Source organism: Micromonospora sp. M61, from assembly GCF_018070245.1.
Taxonomy (GTDB): Bacteria; Actinomycetota; Actinomycetes; order Mycobacteriales; family Micromonosporaceae; genus Micromonospora; species Micromonospora zamorensis.
This window is the reverse complement of record NZ_JAGPYA010000036.1, coordinates 36,624-55,868: the sequence shown is the minus strand read 5'-3', so window position 1 is coordinate 55,868 and position 19,245 is coordinate 36,624. Positions and strand designations below refer to the sequence as shown.

18 protein-coding genes are annotated in these 19,245 nt (G+C 71.8%); 3 read left to right on the top strand and 15 right to left on the bottom strand.

Annotated features, from left to right (window positions below; genetic code table 11):
* The first annotated feature begins 45 nt into the window (after nt 1-45).
* The gene (locus KBX34_RS20865; protein WP_210926407.1) at nt 46-597 is read left to right on the top strand and encodes a GNAT family N-acetyltransferase; all 552 of its coding nucleotides are present in this window, start codon (nt 46-48) and stop codon (nt 595-597) included.
* On the opposite strand, the gene KBX34_RS20860 is transcribed toward KBX34_RS20865, so the two are convergent.
* The gene (locus KBX34_RS20860; protein WP_210926405.1) at nt 496-1,770 is read right to left on the bottom strand and encodes a glycosyltransferase family 87 protein; all 1,275 of its coding nucleotides are present in this window, start codon (nt 1,768-1,770) and stop codon (nt 496-498) included. The two genes, KBX34_RS20865 and KBX34_RS20860, sit on opposite strands and share 102 nt — an antisense overlap.
* A 35-nt stretch (nt 1,771-1,805) precedes the next feature.
* Between KBX34_RS20860 and KBX34_RS20855 the strand changes: the two genes are divergently transcribed.
* On the top strand, nt 1,806-2,390 hold the full coding sequence (locus KBX34_RS20855) for a GNAT family N-acetyltransferase (protein WP_141908277.1): 585 nt from the start codon (nt 1,806-1,808) through the stop codon (nt 2,388-2,390).
* 45 nt (nt 2,391-2,435) lie between these two features.
* Here the strand turns inward: KBX34_RS20855 and KBX34_RS20850 are convergent, their stop codons facing one another.
* From KBX34_RS20850 to KBX34_RS20815, 8 genes are all read right to left on the bottom strand, one after another.
* Nucleotides 2,436-2,921, bottom strand: coding sequence for a GNAT family N-acetyltransferase (locus KBX34_RS20850; RefSeq protein WP_210926404.1), 486 nt, complete (start codon nt 2,919-2,921; stop codon nt 2,436-2,438).
* Between the two features lie 61 nt (nt 2,922-2,982).
* On the bottom strand, nt 2,983-3,750 hold the full coding sequence (dapB, locus tag KBX34_RS20845; protein ID WP_179782607.1) for a 4-hydroxy-tetrahydrodipicolinate reductase: 768 nt from the start codon (nt 3,748-3,750) through the stop codon (nt 2,983-2,985).
* Nucleotides 3,751-3,859: 109 nt separating this feature from the next.
* Entirely contained in the window at nt 3,860-5,257 is a 1,398-nt protein-coding gene (locus tag KBX34_RS20840; protein ID WP_210792204.1) for a pitrilysin family protein, read from the bottom strand.
* Nucleotides 5,258-5,304: 47 nt separating this feature from the next.
* Nucleotides 5,305-7,707, bottom strand: coding sequence for a polyribonucleotide nucleotidyltransferase (locus KBX34_RS20835; protein ID WP_210926402.1), 2,403 nt, complete (start codon nt 7,705-7,707; stop codon nt 5,305-5,307).
* A gap of 227 nt (nt 7,708-7,934) precedes the next feature.
* Nucleotides 7,935-8,204 carry a 30S ribosomal protein S15 gene (gene rpsO, locus KBX34_RS20830; RefSeq protein WP_030337594.1) on the bottom strand — a complete coding sequence of 90 codons (270 nt, stop codon included), beginning with the start codon at nt 8,202-8,204 and terminating at the stop codon, nt 7,935-7,937.
* 199 nt (nt 8,205-8,403) lie between these two features.
* Nucleotides 8,404-9,333, bottom strand: coding sequence for a bifunctional riboflavin kinase/FAD synthetase (locus KBX34_RS20825; protein WP_210792202.1), 930 nt, complete (start codon nt 9,331-9,333; stop codon nt 8,404-8,406).
* A 75-nt stretch (nt 9,334-9,408) separates the two neighbouring features.
* Nucleotides 9,409-10,293, bottom strand: coding sequence for a tRNA pseudouridine(55) synthase TruB (gene truB / locus KBX34_RS20820; RefSeq protein ID WP_210926401.1), 885 nt, complete (start codon nt 10,291-10,293; stop codon nt 9,409-9,411).
* A 57-nt stretch (nt 10,294-10,350) separates the two neighbouring features.
* Nucleotides 10,351-11,691, bottom strand: a complete 1,341-nt coding sequence (locus tag KBX34_RS20815; protein WP_210926399.1) for an MATE family efflux transporter — start codon at nt 11,689-11,691, stop codon at nt 10,351-10,353.
* 194 nt (nt 11,692-11,885) lie between these two features.
* Between KBX34_RS20815 and KBX34_RS20810 the strand changes: the two genes are divergently transcribed.
* Entirely contained in the window at nt 11,886-12,788 is a 903-nt protein-coding gene (locus tag KBX34_RS20810) for a hypothetical protein (RefSeq protein ID WP_210792199.1), read from the top strand.
* 566 nt (nt 12,789-13,354) lie between these two features.
* On the opposite strand, the gene KBX34_RS20800 is transcribed toward KBX34_RS20810, so the two are convergent.
* The 6 genes from KBX34_RS20800 to infB all read right to left on the bottom strand — a co-directional run bounded on the left by KBX34_RS20800 (nt 13,355) and on the right by infB (nt 19,170).
* Nucleotides 13,355-13,564, bottom strand: coding sequence for a DUF6186 family protein (locus KBX34_RS20800; RefSeq protein ID WP_210926422.1), 210 nt, complete (start codon nt 13,562-13,564; stop codon nt 13,355-13,357).
* Nucleotides 13,564-13,971, bottom strand: coding sequence for a hypothetical protein (locus KBX34_RS20795; protein ID WP_088946709.1), 408 nt, complete (start codon nt 13,969-13,971; stop codon nt 13,564-13,566). Before KBX34_RS20795 ends, KBX34_RS20800 begins: the two co-directional genes overlap by 1 nt.
* 100 nt (nt 13,972-14,071) lie before the next feature.
* A complete protein-coding gene (locus KBX34_RS20790) occupies nt 14,072-15,130 on the bottom strand; it encodes a bifunctional oligoribonuclease/PAP phosphatase NrnA (protein ID WP_374223711.1) in 1,059 nt (352 codons plus the stop codon).
* Nucleotides 15,127-15,627, bottom strand: a complete 501-nt coding sequence (gene rbfA / locus KBX34_RS20785; protein ID WP_099851284.1) for a 30S ribosome-binding factor RbfA — start codon at nt 15,625-15,627, stop codon at nt 15,127-15,129. The genes KBX34_RS20790 and rbfA overlap by 4 nt, the downstream gene beginning before the upstream one ends.
* 126 nt (nt 15,628-15,753) lie before the next feature.
* Nucleotides 15,754-16,050 carry a DUF503 domain-containing protein gene (locus tag KBX34_RS20780; RefSeq protein WP_088946706.1) on the bottom strand — a complete coding sequence of 99 codons (297 nt, stop codon included), beginning with the start codon at nt 16,048-16,050 and terminating at the stop codon, nt 15,754-15,756.
* Nucleotides 16,051-16,140: 90 nt separating this feature from the next.
* Nucleotides 16,141-19,170 (bottom strand): translation initiation factor IF-2, encoded by a 3,030-nt coding sequence (infB, locus tag KBX34_RS20775; RefSeq protein WP_141908265.1) that lies wholly within the window; start codon nt 19,168-19,170, stop codon nt 16,141-16,143.
* Nucleotides 19,171-19,245 lie beyond the last annotated feature (75 nt).

Genomic DNA, 19,245 nt, shown 5'->3' with positions numbered 1-19,245 from the left:
TGCGGGAAGCTGGACGCGACGGCCAACGGGGCATAGAACGGTGCAATGCTGACCATCCGTCGGGAGGAGCCGGACGACGCCGAAGCCGTCGCCCGGGTGCACGTGCACGGCTGGCAGGCGGGCTACGCCGGCTTCATGCCGGACGAGGTGCTGCGGCGGCTGAACGTGGCGGCGTGGGCACAGCGCCGTCGCGACATTGGCACCGCCGACCCCGAGCACCCGTTCACCACCCTGCTCGGCGAGGTGGACGGGGTGGTCGTGGGCTTCACGACGTTCGGGCCGTACCGCCGCGACCAGGACCGCGACGACCTGGACCCGACGGTCGGCGAGGTGCTGGCGATCTACGTGGAGCCGGCGTGCTGGGGTGACGGGACCGCCACCGCGCTCCTGGCCGCCGCCCGGGCGGGGCTGCACGAGCGGGGCTGGACCGACTATCGGCTGTGGGTGCTGGCGGACAACCGGCGGGCCCGACGATTCTGTGAGCGGGCCGGGTTGTCACCGGACGGTGAGCAGTCGACCTACCAGGTGCCGCTTGCCGGTGGGAGCCCGCCGGTCGGGCTGGTCGAGCTGCGGTACGCCGGACGCCTCGACGGCTGAGCCGCCCGGGGTCAGCCAACGGCGGATCGGCAGAAAGGCCAGCAGCGCCAGGCTGATCCACACGTAGGCGTTGCTGCCCAGGAAGCCGTCGACCCCGGTGAAGTCCTTCTCCCAGAACCAGACGGTGCGGCTGATCAGCACCGCGTACCCGATGGTCGCGGCGACCAGCAGGACCCGCCGTCGGCGGCCGGCCGGCGCGGCCATCGCGTTGTCGACCAGCAGGATCAGCGCGGGCAGCAGCCAGACCAGGTGGTGCACCCAGGTGACCGGGCTGACCAGGCACATCACCGCGCCGGTCAACGCCAGGCCGGTCGCCTCGTCGCCGGCCGCGACGGCGGCCCGGGACCGCCAGGCCCAGAGCGCCAGGGTGCCGAGCACCAGCAGCAGCCAGAGCAGGGTGCTCGGGTGCTGCGGGTCGAACCGGGCGACGACCCCGCGCAGCGACTGGTTGGAGACGAAGGCGAGCTCACCGACCCGGCCGGTGTTCCACAGCGCCTCGGTCCAGAACTCCCGGGACGCGTCGGGGAAGAGCGCACCGGCCAGAAACGTCACCCCGGCGGCGGTGCCGCTGGCGGTGAGGGCCGCCCGCCATCGCCCGGTCACCAGCAGATAGACGATGAAGACACCCGGGGTCAGTTTGATCGCGGTGGCGAGCCCGATGCCCACCCCGGCCCACCGGTTGCCGGCCGGCAGCAGCCGCAGCAGATCCACGGCCACCAGGAACAGCAGCAGCGTGTTGACCTGACCGAAGTTGACCGTCTCCCGCATCGGTTCGAACGCGGCGGCCAGGCAGAGCGCCACGGCGAGCGCGAACCACCGGGTCCAGCCGGCCCGGCGGGCGATCGGGTCGATCAGCCACCAGAGCAGCACCGCGGTGGTGACCACGCTGGCGAGCACACTCACCACGATCGCGGCCGTCCACGGCAGGTACGCCATCGGCAGCATGACCAGCGCGGCGAACGGCGGGTACGTGAAGCCGTACTGGGTGCCCGGCTTGAGGTAGTCGTAGATCTCCCCGCCGTCGTGCACCCACCAGGTCAACGCGCCGTAGTAGACCTTCAGGTCGAAGAAACCGTGCCGGACGGCCGCGACGGCGAGGAACGCGGTGACCGCCGCGGCGAGCACCACCACCCCGGTGACCTGCGCGGTCGTCCTGTTGGCACCCTGCGCCACCGTCGTCTCCCTCGCCCTGCGTAGGCTTCCGTCCCATGGCTCTCGGGTACGTCCGCCCGGCGCGTCCCGAGGACGCCGGCGAGATCGCACGCATCCAGCTCGCAACCTGGCGGGTCGCGTACCGCCGCATTCTGCCTCGGCACGTACTCGACAACCTGGACGAGGCGTTCCTCGCCCGGCGGTGGAGCGCCGCGGTGCTGGAGCCGCCCTCGGGCGCGCACCGGGTGCTGGTCGCCGTCGAACAGGCCGAGCAATCGTATCTGGTGGGGTTCGCCGCCTCCGGCCCGGCTGACGCCGAGGCGTTGGCCCCGGGTGAGCCGGCCGACGCGCTCGGCCCCGACGTGGCCGCCGTGACCGACCTGCTGGTCGAGCCGCGGTGGGGCCGGCGTGGGCACGGCAGCCGGCTGCTCGCCGCCGCAGTCGACCTGTGGCGGGAGGACGGGCTGAGCCGGGCGGTGGCCTGGGCGTTCGAGGGTGACGAGGCGACCCGGAAGTTCCTCACCAGCACCGGTTGGGAGCTCGACGGCGCGGCCCGAGCGCTGGACGTCGACGACATGCTGGTGCCTCAGGTGCGCCTGCACGTCGGCGTCCCGGCGGAGAAGGTGCCCGCAGAAGAGTGACGCGACCGGTGTGGCGGCCTCTGCCGGGCCGCTGCACCGTGTCGGTCAGCCCTTGCCCGACCCGCCGTTGGCTTCGGCGACCAGCTCTTCGTCGTCGACCGCTCCGGTGGGGTGGAAGCCCAGGGAGGTGTAGAGGGCGGCGGCCTGGGTGTTGTCCGGGTGGTACGAGAGGCGGACCGGCGGGTTGCCATCCCTCGCCGCCAGCCAGGGGGCCAGCGTCTGCACGGTGGCCCGGCCGACGCCCCGGCCCTGCTCGGCGGCGTCGATCAGCATTCCGCCGATCCAGTGCGAGCCGTCGTCGTCCACGCCCCACATGACGTGGCCGACGACCGTCTCGTCGGCGTACACGGCGAGCGAGGTCCAGACCTCCGAGCGGCTGCTCAGCAGCAGGTACCGCGCGCCCAGCGCGGCCACGAACCGGCGCTGGTCGTCACGCGGGGCGACGTCGGCCACAGCCCGCCAGTTGTCGTCGTCGATCGGCCGGAGCGTCACCCGTCGCCCGGCCCGGTCCAGGTGTCCCCCATTGATCATCCGCCGGATGCTACCCGAGCTGGGGGCTCAGATCTTGGCCGCGTGGCGGAGGAACGGACCGTCAGTCGAGCAGGGCATCCAGACCGACGGTGAGGCCGGGGCGGTTGCGCACCGCGCGGACGGCCAGCAGCACGCCCGGCATGAACGACGCCCGGTCGTACGAGTCGTGCCGGATGGTCAGCGTCTCGCCGGTGGTGCCGAAGAGCACCTCCTGGTGGGCGACGAGGCCGGTGGCACGAACGGCGTGGACGCGTACCCCGTCGATGTCAGCGCCGCGCGCGCCCGACACCTCGTCCTTGGTGGCGTCCGGCACCGGGCCGAGGCCGGCCTCCGCGCGGGCCCTGGCGATCTGCCGGGCGGTGTGGGTGGCGGTGCCGCTCGGGGCGTCCAGCTTGCGCGGGTGGTGCTGTTCGATGATCTCGACGGACTCGAAGTGCCGGGCGGCCCGCGCGGCGAACTGCATCATCAGCACCGCGCCGATGCCGAAGTTCGGGGCGATGACCACGCCCACCCCGGGCTTGTCGGCCAGCCAGCCACGCACCTGCTCCAGCCGCTGCTCGGTGAAGCCGGTCGTGCCGACGACCGCACTGATGCCCTGGTCGATGCACCAACGCAGGTTGTCCATGACGACATCGGGCGTGGTGAAGTCGACGACCACCTCGGCGGCGGACACGGCGGAGCGGCTGTCGCCCTGGTCGATCGACGCCGCGAGTTCGAGGTCGTCGGCGGCGTCGACCGCCTTGCAGACCTCGATGCCCATCCGGCCGCGGGCACCCAACACGCCGACCCGCAGCGGCTCGGCCGGGGTCTTGTCCTGCTCGTCAGTCACGGGGCACAACCTATCCCAATCGGGACGTGCCCTTCCGGCCGGATCCGGTGCGCTCCACCGGCCGGGACGCCCCGACCGGGGTGCCGTCGACCGCGCCGCGCGGCAGCCCTCAGACCGCGAAGTCGCCCGCGCCGAAGGGGCCGACCACGGCCAGCGACATCGGCCGGCTGAGCAGCTCGGCAGCGAGGACGTTGACGTCCTCCACGGTGACCTCGTCGACCCGTCGGAGCAGCTCGTCGACCGGCATCAGGTCGCCGTAGAGCAGCTCGCCCTTGGCCAGCCGGCTCATCCGGGAACCGGTGTCCTCCAGGCCGAGCACGAACGAGCCCTTGCTCATGCCCTTGCCCCGGGCCACCTCGGCCTCGGTCAACCCGTCGGCGGCGACCCGGGCCAGCTCGGCGCGGGTCAGGGCCAGCACCTCGTCCACCTTGCCCGGCGCGCAGCCGGCGTAGACGGCGAACAGGCCGGTGTCGGCGTACTGGCTGGCGTAGGAGTAGACCGAGTACGCCAGGCCGCGCTGCTCGCGGATCTCCTGGAACAGGCGACTGGACATGCCGCCGCCGAGCACGTTGTTGAGCACCCCGAGGGCGAAGCGCCGATCGTCGAGGCGGTCGATGCCGGGGCAGCCGAGGATGACGTGCGCCTGCTCGGTCTCCTTCGGCTCCACCACTGTGGTCGCCGGCTTCGTCCGTACGGTGGGGGTTGCCGCGCGGTGTGGCGCCGGGGTTGCCGGGTCGCTGTCCAGTGGGGTGCCACGCACCGCCTGGCGGACCATCTTGACCACTGCGGCGTGGTCGAGGTTGCCGGCGGCGGCGATGACGATCTGCGGTGCCGTGTAGCGGCCCCGGTAGAAAGTCTGGATCTGCCGGCGGGTCATCGGCGTGACGGTCTCGGCGGTGCCGGAGATCAGTCGGCCCAGCGGGTGGTCGCCGTAGACGGCCTGGACGAAGAGGTCGTGCACCTCGTCACCGGGCTCGTCGTCGTGCATGGCGATCTCTTCCAGGATCACGCCACGCTCGGTCTCGACGTCGGCCGGCTCCAACAGCGAGTCGGCCACCAGGTCGCACATCACGTCGACCGCGAGCGGCAGGTCCTCGTCCAGCACGCGGGCGTAGTAGCAGGTGTATTCCTTCGTGGTGAAGGCGTTGGTCTCGCCACCCACCGCCTCGATCTGCGAGGAGATCTCCAGGGCGGTGCGCTTGTGCGTGCCCTTGAACAGCAGGTGCTCAAGGAAGTGCGCGGCACCGGCCTGCGGGCCGGTCTCGTCGCGCGAGCCGACCGCCACCCAGACGCCGAACGAGACGCTGCGCATCGCCGGAATCGCCTCGGTGAGGACGCGCAGCCCGCTGGGCAGCACGGTACGTCGTACCGTGCCGCCCAGCGGATCGTCACTGAGCGTCCGGGTCACCGCGCGGGCGGTGCCGCCGGAGCGGCCCGCCCCGGTGTCCCGAGAGGGGGCCACCCCCCGTCGATCCGGTGGAAACGGCGCGCTGAAGGCCCGACTCACGACTTGCTCCCGGTTCGACGAGGGGTGGGTGATGCGTTGTACGACGGTCAGCTGTGCCGGGTCCGGCGGCGCGGACGCTCGCCGCCCTCGCCACCCTCGCCGCCGCCGCCGTTGCCGCCCTCGCCGCCGCCGTTGCCGCGCTCCGGGCCACGCCCGCCCCGGTCGCCGCCACGCTCGCGGTCGCCGCGGTCACGCGGAGCCCGGTCGCCGCGGTCACGACCAGCCGGACGGTCGCCACCGGCGGCCTCGCCGGCGGCGGCCGGCGCCTCGGCGCCCTCCGGCCGGACCTTGTCCAGGTAGATCTTGCCGCGCGCGTCGATGTCGGCGATCTCGACCTCGACCCGGTCACCGACGTTGAGGAAGTCCTCAACGCGCTCGACCCGCTTGCCGTCGCCCACCTTGGAGATGTGCAGCAGGCCGTCACGACCCGGCAGCAGCGAGATGAACGCGCCGAACGCGGCGGTCTTGACCACCGTGCCGAGGAACCGCTCGCCCTGCTTCGGCAGCGTCGGGTTGGCGATCCCGTTGATCCGGTCGACGGCCGCCTGGGCCGACGGGCCGTTGGTGGCGCCGACGTAGATCGTGCCGTCGTCCTCGATGGAGATCTCGGCGCCGGTCTCGTCCTGGATCGCGTTGATGGTCTGACCCTTCGGGCCGATCACCATGCCGATCTTGTCGACGGGGATCTTGACGGTGGTGACCCGCGGCGCGTAGTCCGACATCTCGGCCGGAGCCTCGATCGCGGCCTTCATGACACCGAGGATGATCTGCCGGGCCTCGTTCGCCTGCTGCAGCGCGGAAGCCAGCACGTCCGACGGGATGCCGTTGAGCTTGGTGTCGAGCTGGAGCGCGGTGACGAACTCCGGCGTGCCGGCGACCTTGAAGTCCATGTCACCGAACGCGTCCTCGGCACCGAGGATGTCGGTCAGCGTCACGTACTGGGTCTTGCCGTCCACCTCGTCGGAGATGAGCCCCATCGCGATGCCGGCGACCGGCGCCTTCAGCGGGACACCCGCGGACAGCAGGCCCAGCGTCGACGCGCAGACCGAACCCATCGAGGTGGAGCCGTTGGAGCCGAGCGCCTCCGACACCTGCCGGATGGCGTACGGGAACTCCTCGCGCGACGGCAGCACCGGGATCAGCGCACGCTCGGCGAGCGCACCGTGGCCGATCTCGCGACGCTTCGGCGAGCCGACCCGGCCGGTCTCACCGGTCGAGTACGGCGGGAAGTTGTAGTTGTGCATGTAGCGCTTGCGGTTCTCGGGGGACAGCGTGTCCACCATCTGCTCCATCCGGAGCATGTTCAGCGTGGTGACGCCCAGGATCTGGGTCTCGCCCCGCTCGAACAGCGCCGAACCGTGCACCCGGGGCAGCACGCCGACCTCGGCGGTCAGCGCCCGGATGTCACGCGGGCCGCGGCCGTCCATGCGGACCTGCTCGCGCAGCACGCGGTTGCGCACCTCGGACTTGGTCAGCGAGCGGAAGGCGGCGCTGAGCTCCTTCTCCCGACCCTCGAACCGAGCACCCAACTCCTCGGCGACCCGGGCCTTGACCCGGTCCAGGGCTTCCTCGCGGTCGGCCTTGCCGGCGATGGTGATCGCCTCGGCCACCTCGCCACGGGCCAGGTCGGCCACGGCGGCGAACACGTCGTCCTGGTAGTCCAGGAAGACCGGGAACTCGGTGACCGGCTTGGCGGCGACCTCGGCCAGCTCGCTCTGCGCGCGGCACAGCTCACGGATCGCCGGCTTGGCGGCCTCCAGGCCGCTGGCGACGACCTCCTCGGTCGGGGCGGTGGCACCGGCCGAGATCAGGGCGACGGCGTTCGGGGTGGCCTCGGCCTCGACCATCATGATCGCGACGTCGCCGTCTTCGAGCGTGCGGCCGGCCACGACCATGTCGAAGGTGGCGCGGGCCAGCTCCTCCAGGGTCGGGAAGGCGACCCACTGGCCGTCGATGTGGGCGACGCGGGTCGCACCGATCGGGCCGGAGAACGGCAGGCCGGAGAGCTTGGTCGACATCGAGGCGGCGTTGATCGCCACGACGTCGTACGGGTGCTGCGGGTCCAGCGCGAGGATGGTCTCGACGACCTGGACCTCGTTGCGCAGGCCCTTCACGAAGGACGGGCGCAGCGGCCGGTCGATCAGGCGACAGGTGAGGATCGCGTCCTCGCTCGGCCGGCCCTCACGGCGGAAGAACGAGCCGGGGATGCGGCCCGCGGCGTACATCCGCTCCTCGACGTCGACGGTCAGCGGGAAGAAGTCGAACTGCTCCTTCGGGTGCTTACCGGCGGTGGTGGCGGAGAGAACGACCGTCTCGCCCAGCTGGGCGATGACGGAACCGGCGGCCTGGCGAGCCAGCCGACCGGTGGAGAAGGTGATCTCACGGGTGCCGAAGGACCCGTTGTCGATCACGGCGGTGCGGGATTCGGTGCCGAGTTTGGTCTCGGTCATGTGCTGTCGTGCTCCTTCGCGTCGTGGGCCCACGACATCGGGGAGCTGCTCAGCCGGCCGGTCTTCGATCGAAGCGCCCGGGTGGCCGGCATGATGCCGGAGTTCCCGGGGGCCACTACCGGAGACCGGTACGCTGACCGGCTCCCTCTCGGGTGGTCGCGCGGCCCGTGTTTCTTCAGATGGGACGCGGTACGGGGGAGCGGCCGGTCGGCCACTCCCCCGTCACGTCACCGGCGCAGGCCGAGCCGCTCGATGAGCGACCGGTAGCGCGCAATGTCCTTCTTCTGGACGTAGTTGAGCAGCCGACGGCGACGGCCGACCAGCAGCAGCAGCCCACGGCGGCTGTGGTGGTCGTGCTTGTGCACCTTCAGGTGCTCGGTCAGCTCGGCGATCCGCTTGGTGAGGACCGCGACCTGAACCTCCGGCGAACCGGTGTCGCCCTCGGCGGTCGCGTACTCCGCACGGATGCTGGCCTTGGCTTCCTGATCGAGCGCCATGTTCTCCCTGTTTCGGTGGGTTGATCAAGTGGGTGTCCGTCGTCCCGATGGACCGGGAACGGACCGGTACCTCGCACCCGCGGCGTCGAGCAGGCACGCGAGGCCCCACGCCGGTCACCCGACGTCTCGGCAAGACTACCAGCACTCACCGGTAACACCCGGCCAAGGGCCTCGGCAGGGCCCCGCCGGTCGGAGATGATCAGGCCAGAGCACGCCGGGTGCGCTCGACGTCCTGGTTCATCTGGGCGATCAACGGCTCGATCGAGTCGTAGCGGATCTGGCCGCGTAGGCGCGCCACGAAGTCCAGGGCCAGCCGTTCGCCGTACAGGTCGCCGGAGAAGTCCAGCGCGTACGCCTCCACCCGCCGCTCCCGGCCGGAGAAGGTCGGGTTGGTGCCCACGGACACCGCCGCCATCAGCGGTTCGTGCTGCCCACGGCGGATCAGCCGGGCCGCGTACACCCCGTCGGCGGGCACCGCCGCGTACCGGTGGCAGAGCAGGTTGGCGGTGGGAAAGCCCAGCTCCCGGCCCCGCTGGTCGCCACGGACCACCACGCCCTCCAGGCGGTGTGGGCGGCCCAGCGCGGCGGCCGCCGCGCCCACGTCGCCCGCGTCGACGCAGGAGCGGATGTACGTGGAGGAGAAGACGGTGCCGTCCTCGGCGACCAGCGGGCCGCCCTCGACGGCGAAGCCGAAGGTCTGCCCCAGCCGCTCCAACAGGGCCACGTCGCCGGCCGCCCGGTGCCCGAAGCGGAAGTTGCTGCCGACCACCACCAGTGCCGCGTGCAGGTTCTCGACCAGGACGTCGTGCACGAACTGCTCGGCCGGCAGCCGGGAGAACTCCTGGGTGAACGGCACCACGCAGAGCACGTCGACGCCGAGTGCCTCGATCAGCTCAGCCTTGCGCGCCGGCTCGGTGAGCACCGCCGGATGCGAGCCGGGGCGGACCACCTCGGCCGGGTGCGGGTCGAAGGTGACCACCACCGACTGCACGCCCAGCTCCCGGGCCCGGGCAACGGCGTGCCCGATGGTCGCCTGGTGCCCTCTGTGCACGCCGTCGAAGACGCCGATGGTGACGACCGAGCGTCCCCACCCACCGGGCGCCGCGTCGTACCCCCGCCACCGCTGCATGCCGTTCCTCCCTGTGTCCCGCCGGCCGGCGGGTCGACACCGCCGGCCCCGGGCCGGCGGACGTGCTCCCCGCCGTCAGGCCGGGGCGAGCACGATCTCCGCGCGGGCCCGCCCGTCCCGCTCGCTGACGATAGCGATCAGGCCGCCGGCCGGTCCGAAGACGGCGTACGGCCCGGTGAGGCCGGCCGGGTCCAGCGGCCCGCCGTGGGCGAGCACCCGGGCCTCCTCGGGTGTCGCCTCGCGGCGCGGGAAGAAGCGGTCGGCCGCCGCGTCCAGCGGCAGGTTCACCACGTCCGGGGCACGCTGCTCCAGCTCGTCGAGGGTCGCCGCCTCGGCGAGGGTGAAGCCGCCCACAGCGGTCCGGCGCAGCGCTGTCAGGTGGCCGCCGACGTCGAGGGCCAGGCCCGCGTCCCGGGCGATGGCCCGGATGTACGTGCCGGAGGAGCAGGTCACGTCGACGTCGACGTCCACCACGTCCGGCTCGGTACGGCGGATCGCCAGCACCTCCAGCCGGGAGATGGTGACCCGGCGCGCGGGCAGCTCGACGCTCTCCCCGTCGCGGACCCGCTTGTACGCCCGCTGCCCGTCGATCTTGATGGCGCTGACCGCGCTCGGCACCTGGTCGACCTCGCCGCTGAGCGCGGTCAGCGCCGACCGGATCGCGTCGTCGGTGAGGTGACCGGCGGGCGCGGTGGCGATCACGTCGCCCTCGGCGTCGTCGGTGACGGTGGCCTGGCCCAGCCGGATGGTGCCGGTGTAGCTCTTGCCCGCGCCGATGACGTAGGTCAGCAGGCGGGTGGCTCGGCCCACACCGATCACCAGCACGCCGGTGGCCATCGGGTCGAGGGTGCCGCCATGCCCGACCCGTCGGGTCTTCGCCAGCCGGCGGATCCGCGCCACCACGTCGTGCGACGTCATGCCGCCGGGCTTGTCGACCACGATCAGACCATCGGTGCTCACGTCGGCCAAGCCTGCCAGATGCCCGGCACGCGGCGGTGTGTGGGCGGGCCGACCCGGTCAGCGGACCGCGCCGGTGACCGCCCAACCGCCGTTGCGCAGGCGCAGCAGCAGGGCGACCAGCCGGATCACCACGAACAGGGTGAGCCCGGCCCAGATACCGCCCAGCCCGAGGTCGAGGGCGTACGCCAACCAGATGGCCGGCAGGAAACCGCCGAGCGCCGCCACGATGGTGAGGTTGCGCAGGTACCGCACGTCCCCCGCGCCGATCAGCACGCCGTCCAGGGCGAACACCACCCCGGCCAGCGGCAGCATGACGACGAACCACGGCCAGGCGGCCATGGCCTGCTCGCGTACCCCCGCGTCGGAGCTGAACCACGACGGCACGACGCCGGCGCCGGCGGCGATGAGCAGCGCGAAGCCGACGCCGCAGACGCCGCCGAGCAACCCGATCCGGCGGGCGAGCGCCCGGGCCCCGGCGTCGTCGCCGGCGCCGAGCGCGGCGCCCACCAGCGACTGGGCGGCGATGGCCAGCGCGTCGAGCACCAGCGCGGTGAAGAACCAGAGTTGCAGGGCGATCTGGTGGGCGCCGACGGCGGCGGCGCCGAAGCGGGCGGCGACGGCGGTCGCGGAGAGGAAGCTGGCCTGGAACGCCACCCCTCGGATCAGCAGGTCGCTGCTGAGCACCAGTTGCTGGCGGATCACGCGGGGCCGGGGCCGCAGCGACACCCGCTCGGCGACCAGCGCCGCGGCGAACAGCGCCCCGCAGAGCGTCTGCGCGACGACGTTGGCCACCGCCGAGCCGATCAGACCCAGCCCACCGGGGTAGACCAGCAGCGGGCAGAGCAGCGCGGAGAGCAGGTTGGGGCCGAGCACGAAGAACAACGGGCGTCGGGTGTCCTGCACACCGCGCAGCCAGCCGTTGCCGGCGGCGGCGAGCAGCAGGCCAGGGGCGCCGAGGGCTGCGATGCGCAGCCAGTGCGCGGCGGCGTCGGCCACCTCGCCACCACCGCCGGCGAGGGTACGCGCGAGCGCGCCGCCGCCGAACTGCATGCCGATCGCGATCAGCAGACCGACACCGAACGCCAGCCAGGACGACTGGACGCCCTCGGCCACCGCGGCGGCCCGGTCACCCGCGCCGAAGCGGCGAGCCGCGCGCCCGGTGGTGCCGTACGCGACCACGGTGCCGACCCATGCGGTGAGGGTCATCACGGTGCCGCCGACGGCGAGTGCGGCGAGCGGCACCCGGCCGAGGTGACCGACCACGGCCGTGTCGACCAGCACGTAGAGCGGCTCGGCGGCGAGCACCACGAGGGCCGGCAGGGCGAGGCTGGCGATGCGGCGCGGCGAGGCGGACCCGCTGGTGGCCGTCGCGGTGTCGGTGTGGGCTGGCTGACTCATCGCCGCCGATCCTGGCACGGCCCCAGTAAGGAGTGCAAGGCACCTAGCGACTTACGTGGGCCTTTCCCCGTTTGACGCTAGCCGGCGAGGCGAGCGTGGCCACGAGTGAGTGCCGGGCGTCCCACTTGCAGGGCTTACTACCCTGACCACGTTCCACGATCTTGACAACGCACTGACAGCGATAAGGGCTTACGATGAGTGACCAATACCCTCCGTACGGGCAGCAGCCTGACCCGAACGTCACGCCGTGGAGCGGGCCCCCCGCGCCGCAGCAGGGCGGGCAACCGCCCTACGGGCAGCAGCCCCCGGTGCCGCAGTACGGGCAGCAGCCCCCGATGCCGCAGTACGGGCAGCAGCCCCCGATGCCGCAGTACGGCGCCCCCGTTCCGCCGGCCAAGAAGTCGAACAAGGGTCTGATCATCGGACTCGTCGTCGGTGCGGTCGTCCTGATCCTCGCCCTCTGCGGCGGCGGTATCGGACTCCTGGTCGCCTATGGCGACGACGACGAGCCCACGACGGCCACGTCCGCCGAACCCACCTCCGGCACCACGCCGGGGACGACGGCCTCACCCGCACCCGGGCAGTCGGATGCTCCGAGCGACAACAACTCGATGACGGCCCGCTTCTCCAGCGACCTGTCGAACGTCTGCCAGGGCAGCCGGATCCTGAACTCGGCACCCTACAACGGCCCGGCTGGCGCCAAGGCGTACACGTTCTCGAACAGCCCGGACCGGCCGACGTCCTGGTCGTCGAAGTACGTCTCATCGACCAAGCCCTACTCCGCCAAGACCACCGAGTACGAGGCGGTGTCAGTGGTCGGCTGCCTGAAGTTCGTGGAGGGCAGCGAGGGTGAGCCGACGAAGTGCCTGTACAAGGACAAGACCGGCAAGCAGGTCACTGTCGACTATGTCTCGTCGCGCTACGTCCTGACCTTCTACGCCGCCAAGACCGGCGAGAAGGTCGGCGACGGCGGCACCGTGGCAGCCCCGGCGAACAGGTGCCCGAGCGTCATCTCGTACAACAACGTCACCATGAAGGCGTACGCGTCGCCGGACGCCGGCACCATCGAGAGCGCCCTGGACAAGTTCCTGTCCTGAGCGGCCCCCACGGGCGGCCGGGGCAGGACGGTTACACCCGGCCGCCCCGGCCGCCCGACGGTGGTTCCAGAGCTTCCGGGTCGAATGGTCGAGCGCACAGGCGCGGCTCGGCGAGGATTGCGAGCGGCAACCAGGTAGGGCGTCAAACCGGACGGGTGGCCGCGCTGCCGCGAGACGCCTCGGCGGCGTCCCACCGGCAGGAACGGTCTACTGACGCGTGTCCATCGACGTCTGCAGCGCGCGGCGGGCCTGCTCGCGGGCGTCGTCGGTGGTCTCGGGCTTGGGCTTGTTCGGCATGGTGGTGGTCCTTCCAGGGAGCGAGCCACCGACACGCGGCGGCCCTCACGGGCGGTCGTGCTGAGCGCCCCACGGCGGTCCGGGATTACCGGAGCAGCCGACTGGGCAGCGTGAGCCCGGGTCGGTGCGACCCTGGAGGGAGGCGGCACGAGGTGTGGCACCACCACCCATGAGCTGCGCCGCCATGCGGCGCCGGCCCTCTCCCAAGTTATCGTTCAGGTCCACATGCTGCTCTCGGTTCCCGCCATCTGGACAGCCGACGACCCGGTTCAGCGGGCCAGGAAGTGCCAGCCCAGCCACCACCAGAACCCGAACAGACCGATCCGGCCCACCGGCACCGGACCGACCTCGTAGCGCATCACGTACGCACACATCTCGCCCAGAGTGGGAATCCGGGAGCCCTCCCGACGGGCCATCCACTCGACCACCGCGAAGAGGACCAGCGCGGTCAGGAAGCCGCCGATCGCGATCGCCCGCATCATCGCCGCACCAGCCCCCAAAAGGCCGCCAGCCAGGCGAACCAGACCGCCGAGCGGGTCAGGTGATCTTCCAGGAGGGGGTCGGCCAGCCGGGAGAAGGTGGGGAAGTCATCCCCGACCGCCATCACGAAGGTCGCCCCCTCGAAGACGCCGAAGACCACCACCGGCACCGCCCACCAGGCCGCCCCCGCACCCAGACGACGCGGGGCCGGTCGGCGGGGCACCCGATTGCTCAGACCGAGCCAGATCAGCACCCCGCCGGTGCCGAGCGTGAAAAGATTCGCCTCAGTGGAGAAGGACGCGAACCGGCCACCGACGAGCGAAAGGCAGACCAGGACGGGAACGGAGACGGCGGGCCGGTCCCATGCGCGGGGGGCCTCCACGGTGAGGTCGTGCGGCTGCTCCATCCCGCAATTCTTCCCGGTCTCACGGAGCGCGGGAAGACCAACACTCCCCGGAGCTGACCCTGATCTTCGGAACCGACCGACGGCGGCGGCGAACGCCGTTTCAGCGTGCGGAACGGACCAGCGCGGCGTCCAGCTGGCCGCGGATCGACTCCACCACCTGCTCGACGGTGCCCCGACCGGTGAACCCGGCCGCGAACGTGTGACCACCACCGCCCAGCGCGACAGCGACCCGGCTGACGTCCACCGCGCCCTTGCTGCGCATCGACACCGCCCACTCGCCCGACGTGGTCTGCTTCAACACACAGCCGACATCCGCCTCGGCCGTGCAGCGCACCGAGTCGATCAACGCCTCAAGCACGTACGGACGCTGGTCGTGCCGGGCCAGGTCATCGAGAGTGGCGAAGGTCCAGACCAGCCCCCTGCCACCGGCAGCGCTCGGCTCCAGCTGCGCACGGCCGAGCACCTCACCGAAGAGGCGGACCGCGCCGAAGGGCCGGGTGTCGAAGACCCGCCGGGAGATGTCACCGGGCGAGATGCCGGTCGCCAGCAACCGGGCGGCCATCTCGTGCACCGCCGGGGTCGTCGCCGCGAACCGGAACGAACCGGTATCCGTGGTCAGGGCCACGTAGAGGCACTCGGCGATGGCCCGATCCACCACGACCCCGAGCCTGGCCAGCAACTGCTCGGCCACCACCGACGTCGCCGCGGCGCCCGGGTCGACCAGGTTGACAGTGCCGAAACCCGGATTGGAGGCGTGGTGGTCCAGCACCAGCGCCGCACCCGCCGACGACAGCCGCCCGGCCAACTCGCCGAGGCGCGACTCGCTCGCCGCGTCGAAGCAGATCACCAGATCGGGTGCGACGTCCGCGGCGTCCGCCGGGACCAGCAACTCGAGGCCGGGCAGCCCGTGGAACGGCTCCGGCACCTCCGGCGGCCCCGGGAAGGTCGCCTGCACCTCGCGTACGCCGAGCTGCCGCAGACCCAGACCGAAGCCGAGCATGCTGCCCAGCGCGTCGCCGTCCGGATTGACGTGACAGATCAGCAGCACCCGGCCGTTCGGCGGGACAGCCCGCAGCAGCGCCTCGGCCGCGGCCCAGTCCAACTCGGCGGGAGCGACCCCGGCCACCCCGGCGAGCGGGACGCTGGCGGTGCTCGTCACCGCGTTTCCCCACCCCGCGGGGTCTCCTTGACGTCGGTGGCCTCATCGGCCTCGTCCGTCTCGTCGTCCTCGTCCGTCTCGTCGTCGACCCGGTACGGCTGGGCCTCGCCCGCGTACTTCGCCTGGGCGGCGAGCCGCTGCACCTCGGCGTCGGCGTTGCGGGCCGCGGCGAGCAGGTCGTCGATGTGCTTGACCTGGTCCTGAACGTCGTCGAGGACGAACGTGAGGGTCGGCGAGTGACGCAGCCCGAGCGCCTTGCCGACAGTGCTGCGCAGCAGCCCCTTGGCGCTCTCCAGAGCCGCCGCGGTGTCCGCCTGGGCCACCGAGTCACCGAGCACGGTGTAGAAGACCGTCGCGTCGCGCAGGTCAGCGGTAATCCGGGCATCGGTGATGGTGATCATCCCGAGCCGCGGGTCCTTGATCTGGCTCCGCACCACCGACGCGACCAGCTCACGCACCCGTTCCGCGTGCCGGCGTACCTTGGCCGGATCAGACATCTCGCCACCTCCACGGCGTCCTGCTCCCGGCCGACCCGGCGACCCGGGGGCCGCCGGCCGACCGGCCAACATCTCGAACACTACCTTCGCGGCCGCACCGGTCGCCCGGCACAGCCGGCACCGTGGTCAGTCGTCGTCCACGCCGTACAACCGGCGTCGAACCGACAACAGCTCGACCTCGGGACGGCCGGCCACCAGGCGCTCACAGGAGTCGAGCACCTCGCGGACGTGCGCCGTCTCGGCGGCCACCACGGCCACCGCAATCTGCGCTCGACCGTGCAGGTCGAGCGCACCCACCTCGGCGGCCGACACCTCGAAGCGGCGCAGAGCCGCCACGATCGGCCGTACATATGATCTCTTGGCTTTGAGCGACCGGGAGTCACCCGGCAGCAGCAGGTCGAAGACCGCGGTTCCGGTAAACATCGCTCCGGACGATACCGCCAACCCGCCCCGCATGATCAAGGGGTTTACGCCGTACGGCGTAAACCCCTTGATCAGCGTGTCACTGCCGGATCAGGCGCGAACCTTTTCCCGCATCTCGAAGGTCTCGATGACGTCGCCGACCTGGACGTTGTTGTAACCACCCAGGGTCAGACCACACTCGAAGCCCTCGCGAACCTCGGTGGCGTCGTCCTTGAACCGCTTCAACGAGCTGATCGTGAGGTTGTCCGCCACGACCGCCCCGTCTCGCAGCAGGCGCGCCTTGGCGTTGCGCCGAAGGACACCCGACCGGACGATGCAACCGGAGATGTTGCCGATCTTGGACGAGCGGAAGACGTCGCGGATCTCCGCGCTGCCCAGCTCGACCTCCTCGTACTCCGGCTTGAGCAGGCCCTTGAGCGCCGCCTCGATCTCCTCGATGGCCTGGTAGATGACGGTGTAGTACCGGATCTCCACGCCCTCGCGGTCGGCCATCTCACGGACCTTGTTGGAGGCCCGCACGTTGAAGCCGATGATCGTGACCGGCTCGGACGAGGCACTCGCGAGCATGACGTTGCTCTCGGTGATCGCGCCCACGCCACGGTCGAGGACCTTGAGCTGGACTTCCTCGGGGATGTCCAGGTTGAACAGCGCGTCCTCGAGAGCCTCCACCGAACCGGAGACATCGCCCTTGAGGATGAGGTTGAGCGAGGTCTTCTCGCCCTCCTTGAGCTGCTCCATGAGCGTCTCAAGGGTGGCCCGACCACGGGAGTTGGCGAAGGACGCCGCCCGCCGCCGTGCCTGCCGCTGCTCAGCGATCTGCCGCACCGTGCGGTCGTCCGCCGCGGCGAGGAACGTGTCGCCCGCGCCGGGAGGCGCGGTCAGACCCAGCACCATGACCGGACGCGCCGGCCCAGCCTCGGTGAGCTGGTTGCCGTTCTCGTCGAGCATGGCCCGAACCCGGCCGTGCGCCCCACCGGCGACGATCGAGTCGCCTGCCCGCAGGGTGCCCTTCTGCACCAGCACCGTCGCCACCGCACCGCGGCCCTTGTCCAGGTGCGCCTCGATGGCCACACCCTGCGCCGGCCCGTCGATCGGAGCGGTCAGCTCCAGCGACGCGTCGGCGGTCAACAGGACAGCCTCGAGCAGTTCCTCGATGCCGATGCCCGGCTTGGCTGCCACGTTGACGAACATGGTCTCGCCGCCGTACTCCTCGGCGACCAGGCCGTACTCGGTCAGCTGCTGGCGGACCTTGTCCGGGTTGGCGTCCGGCTTGTCGACCTTGTTGACCGCGACCACGATCGGCACGTCGGCCGCCTTGGCGTGGTTCAACGCCTCGATCGTCTGCGGCATCACACCGTCGTCGGCCGCGACGACCAGGATCACGATGTCCGTGACCTGGGCACCACGAGCACGCATGGCGGTGAACGCCTCGTGACCCGGGGTGTCGATGAAGGTGACCGCCCGGTCCTCGCCCTCGTGCGGGACGTGGACCTGGTACGCACCGATGTGCTGGGTGATGCCACCCGCCTCACCGGCCACGACGTTCGCCTTGCGGATCGCGTCGAGCAGCTTGGTCTTACCGTGGTCGACGTGACCCATGACGGTCACCACCGGCGCACGGCTGACCAGACGCTCCTCGGCCACCTCCGCGTCGAGGTCGATGTTGAACTGCGCGAGCAGCTCGCGGTCCTCGTCCTCCGGGCTGACGATCTGGATGTCGAAGCCCAGGTGCTCACCCAGCAGGTGCAGGGTGTCGTCAGAACAGGACTGGGTCGCGGTGACCATCTCGCCCAGGTTGAACATCTCCTGGACCAGCGAACCCGGGTTGGCGTTGATCTTGTCCGCGAAGTCGGACAGCGAGGCGCCACGGGAGAGCCTGACGATCTGACCCTGACCCCGGGGAGCACCCGAGCTCATGGTCGGAGCCGACAGGTTGTCGAACTCCTGTCTGCGCTGCTTCTTGGACTTGCGACCGCGCGTCGGCCGGCCACCCGGACGCCCGAAGGCACCCGCAGCGCCGCCGCCACGGCCACGACCACCCGCACCCGGGCGACCGCCACCACCGGACGGAGCACCCGGACGGAAACCGCCACCGGGAGCACCGCCACCGCCGCCGGGACCGCCACGGTAGCCACCGCCACCGCCGGCACCCGCGCCGCCACCAGGGCCGCCTCGGTAACCGCCACCGCCACCGGCGCCACCGCCGGGACCGCCACGGAAGCCACCGCCACCGCCGCCACCACCGGGACGACCAGCGCCACCGCCACCGGGGCGACCAGCGCCACCGGGACCAGGGCGACCGGCAGCCGGACGCTGGCTCGGCATGGACGCCGGGCTGGGCCGCGGCGGCATCGAGTTCGGGCTCGGCCGCGGCGGCATGCCCGCCGGGCTGTTGGGACGGGGGCCACCCGCACCCGCAGCCGGGGGCCGCTGCTGCTGGCCACCCTGGATGCCGAACGGGTTGTTACCGGCGCCACGCGCCGGCGGGCGACCACCAGGTCGGGCACCCGGACCCGGAGCCGGCGTGCTCGGACGAGCTGCCGGTGAACCGGGACGAGGGGGCATCGCGGCGGGACCCGGCCGAGGGCCGGGGCGGTTGCCGCCGTCTGCCGGGGGCTCCCGGCGTACGGGGTTGTCCCGCTGCTGCTGGCGGGCGGCCTGCGCGGCCTTGACCGCGGCCTCCTGCTCAGCCTTCAGCGCGGCGGCACGCGCCTCCGCGGCCGCCACCTCGATGTCGTGGGCACTCGCCGGCTTGGCGACCGGAGCCGCGGGCTGCGGTGCACCAGGCACCGGACCCTTCGGCTTCGGGCCGGGAGCCGGCGCGGACGGCCGCCGGGGCGGCATCGGCTTGGCCGAAACCCGGGGCGCGCCCGGGGTCGGGGCCGTCGTCGGGGTCGGGGTCGAAGCCGGCGTCGACGCGGGCGCCGACGGGGCGGCGGCCGGTGCCGGAGCACCGGCGGACGCGACGAATGCGTTACGCAGTCGCCGGGCGACGGGCGCCTCGACGGTGCTCGACGCGGACTTCACGAACTCGCCCATTTCCTTCAGCTTGGCGAGAACGGTCTTACTCTCGACCCCGAGCTCTTTTGCAAGCTCGTGTACGCGGGCCTTGCCTGCCACTGCACTCCTCACTCCGAGGTCGTGCGGGCAGCACCCGCAGCGACCTCACTCGTGCACTTGAAGCCTGGTCATTTC

Excerpts from the sequence above, each read along its gene's own strand:
- KBX34_RS20865 (WP_210926407.1), top strand. The coding sequence starts at position 46 with ATGCTGACCATCCGTCGGGAGGAGCCGGACGACGCCGAAGCCGTCGCC.
- KBX34_RS20855 (WP_141908277.1), top strand. The coding sequence starts at position 1,806 with ATGGCTCTCGGGTACGTCCGCCCGGCGCGTCCCGAGGACGCCGGCGAG.
- KBX34_RS20850 (WP_210926404.1), bottom strand. The coding sequence starts at position 2,921 with ATGATCAATGGGGGACACCTGGACCGGGCCGGGCGACGGGTGACGCTC.
- KBX34_RS20835 (WP_210926402.1), bottom strand. The coding sequence starts at position 7,707 with ATGACCGAGACCAAACTCGGCACCGAATCCCGCACCGCCGTGATCGAC.
- rpsO (WP_030337594.1), bottom strand. The coding sequence starts at position 8,204 with ATGGCGCTCGATCAGGAAGCCAAGGCCAGCATCCGTGCGGAGTACGCG.
- KBX34_RS20825 (WP_210792202.1), bottom strand. The coding sequence starts at position 9,333 with ATGCAGCGGTGGCGGGGGTACGACGCGGCGCCCGGTGGGTGGGGACGC.
- KBX34_RS20815 (WP_210926399.1), bottom strand. The coding sequence starts at position 11,691 with ATGAGTCAGCCAGCCCACACCGACACCGCGACGGCCACCAGCGGGTCC.
- KBX34_RS20810 (WP_210792199.1), top strand. The coding sequence starts at position 11,886 with ATGAGTGACCAATACCCTCCGTACGGGCAGCAGCCTGACCCGAACGTC.
- KBX34_RS20800 (WP_210926422.1), bottom strand. The coding sequence starts at position 13,564 with ATGCGGGCGATCGCGATCGGCGGCTTCCTGACCGCGCTGGTCCTCTTC.
- KBX34_RS20795 (WP_088946709.1), bottom strand. The coding sequence starts at position 13,971 with ATGGAGCAGCCGCACGACCTCACCGTGGAGGCCCCCCGCGCATGGGAC.
- rbfA (WP_099851284.1), bottom strand. The coding sequence starts at position 15,627 with ATGTCTGATCCGGCCAAGGTACGCCGGCACGCGGAACGGGTGCGTGAG.
- KBX34_RS20780 (WP_088946706.1), bottom strand. The coding sequence starts at position 16,050 with ATGTTTACCGGAACCGCGGTCTTCGACCTGCTGCTGCCGGGTGACTCC.